At 61.6% G+C, this 2,131-nt stretch carries 2 protein-coding genes; both read left to right on the top strand.

Going from position 1 to position 2,131, the window contains the following annotated elements; translation table 11 throughout:
* Positions 1–231 precede the first annotated feature (231 nt).
* Entirely contained in the window at positions 232–1,014 is a 783-nt protein-coding gene (locus K5E37_RS29310; protein ID WP_221535830.1) for a sugar phosphate isomerase/epimerase, read from the top strand.
* Entirely contained in the window at positions 1,007–2,041 is a 1,035-nt protein-coding gene (locus tag K5E37_RS29305) for a sugar kinase (protein ID WP_085603392.1), read from the top strand. Before K5E37_RS29310 ends, K5E37_RS29305 begins: the two co-directional genes overlap by 8 nt.
* The last annotated feature ends 90 nt before the right edge of the window (positions 2,042–2,131 follow it).

Genomic DNA, 2,131 nt, shown 5'->3' with positions numbered 1-2,131 from the left:
TTGATCGAGCGCGGTTCGACCCTTGGACTTTGCGGTGACTGATGCGGCCTCTTCGCGGGCAAGCCCGCTCCCACAGGTGTTCGGGTGTACTCGAGAACTGTTAACGACGCTATATCTGTGGGAGCGGCGGTGCGACGACTCGACTTGCCCGCGAAGGGGCCCGAAAGAGCACTGCACAACTTACTGATTTTTTTTGAACAAAAATGAAACCGGTTTCAGAGGTAGATAACAATGAATAAACCTGCCGTTTCCATCAGCCTTTCCAGCTTCGGTGCCGACCTTGTTCGCCGTCGTGGTCAGGCTTCGTTCATAGAGGTGCTGGCCGCTGCGGGCGCCAATCGCATCGAATGGCGCGAAGAGCTGCTGACCAACGAAGTCCCGGAACAACTCTCCACCGCCACGCAAGCTCAAGGCCTGCAAAGCATCTATTCCTCGCCGACCGAACTGTGGCTGGCCGGTCAGTCGCGGCCCAATCCGGAACTCATCACCGCGCTGCAAAACGCCGAAGCGTTCGGCTCGAGGTGGCTGAAGGTTTCCCTTGGTTTCTTCACCGACAACAACGATCTGCAAACGCTGGCGCAAATCCTTGCGCAAAGCCAGGTGCAACTGTTGGTGGAGAACGACCAGACCCTGCACGGCGGTCGTATCGAACCGTTCCAGCGCTTCTTCGCCGCCGTCGAGCATCACAACCTGCCGATCAAAATGACCTTCGATATCGGCAATTGGCAGTGGCAAGACCAGTCCGCCACCAGCGCCGCCCGACTGTTGGGCCGCCATGTCGGCTACGTACATTGCAAAGCCGTGGCCCGCCGCGCGGACGGCAAACTGGTGGCGGTGCCACCGGCCGCCACCGACCTGCATCTGTGGGAACAACTGCTGCGGCACATGGCCCAAGGGGTCATGCGCGCCGCCGAATACCCGTTGCAGGGCGATGATCTGGTGCAACTCACCACCGAACACGTCGCCGCCCTCGCCCGCCTCGGCCAGTCCCGCCTGGAGCCTGCTCATGTCTGAGATCGATATTCTGTCGTTCGGCGAAACCATGGCCATGTTTGTCGCCGAACAGAGCGGTGATCTGGCCACCGTCGAGCAGTTTCACAAACGGATTGCCGGGGCGGACAGCAACGTCGCCATCGGATTGTCGCGGCTGGGTTTCAAGGTGGCGTGGCTGAGCCGTGTCGGGGCTGATTCGCTGGGACGATTTGTCGTTGAAACCCTGGCCCGCGAAGGTCTGGATTGCAGCCATGTCGAAGTCGACAACGCGCACCCGACCGGTTTCCAGCTGAAATCCCGCAACGATGACGGCAGCGATCCGACGGTCGAGTACTTTCGTCGCGGCTCGGCGGCCAGTCATCTGTCGCCGCAGTCGATCAGCCCGACGCTGTTAAGCGCCCGGCATCTGCACGCCACTGGCATTCCACCGGCGCTGTCCGCATCGGCCCGGGAAATGTCCCATGAACTGATGACCCGCATGCGCAACGCCGGGCGCAGCGTGTCGTTCGACCCGAACCTGCGTCCGAGCCTGTGGGCCAGCGAGCGGGAGATGATCAGCGAGATCAACCGCCTCGCCGCCCTCGCCCACTGGGTGTTGCCGGGGTTGAGCGAAGGTCGATTGCTGACCGGGTTTGAAGATCCGGCGGATATCGCCGCGTTCTATCTCGATCAGGGTGCCGAAGCCGTGGCGATCAAGCTCGGGCCGCAGGGTGCGTATTACCGCACGCATCTGGATCAGGGGTTTGTCGCCGGGGTGCCGGTGGAAACCGTGGTCGATACGGTCGGTGCCGGGGATGGATTTGCGGTCGGGATGATCAGTGCCCTGCTGGAGCACCAGAGTTTTCCCGAGGCGGTCAGACGCGCCAACTGGATTGGCAGTCGTGCGGTGCAGAGCCGTGGCGACATGGAGGGTTTGCCGACCCGATCCGAAGTCACCGCTGAATTCGAGGCCGCCTTCGCGAGCAAGTCGAATCGTCGCACCGCCGCTCCCACACTGGAATGCGTTCCAAATGTGGGAGCGGGCTTGCTCGCGAATGGGCCCGCATAGCCACTACAAAATCTGAACCCTGCTGCGACAAAAACAACAAGCTCAGGAGCAAGACCATGAAAACCGCAACCCTCGCCACCCGCCGCTGGT

The sequence above is a fragment of the Pseudomonas sp. RIT778 genome (assembly GCF_019718735.1).
Taxonomy (GTDB): domain Bacteria; phylum Pseudomonadota; class Gammaproteobacteria; order Pseudomonadales; family Pseudomonadaceae; genus Aquipseudomonas; species Aquipseudomonas aphyarum.
This window is presented reverse-complemented; position numbering and strand designations above follow the sequence as displayed.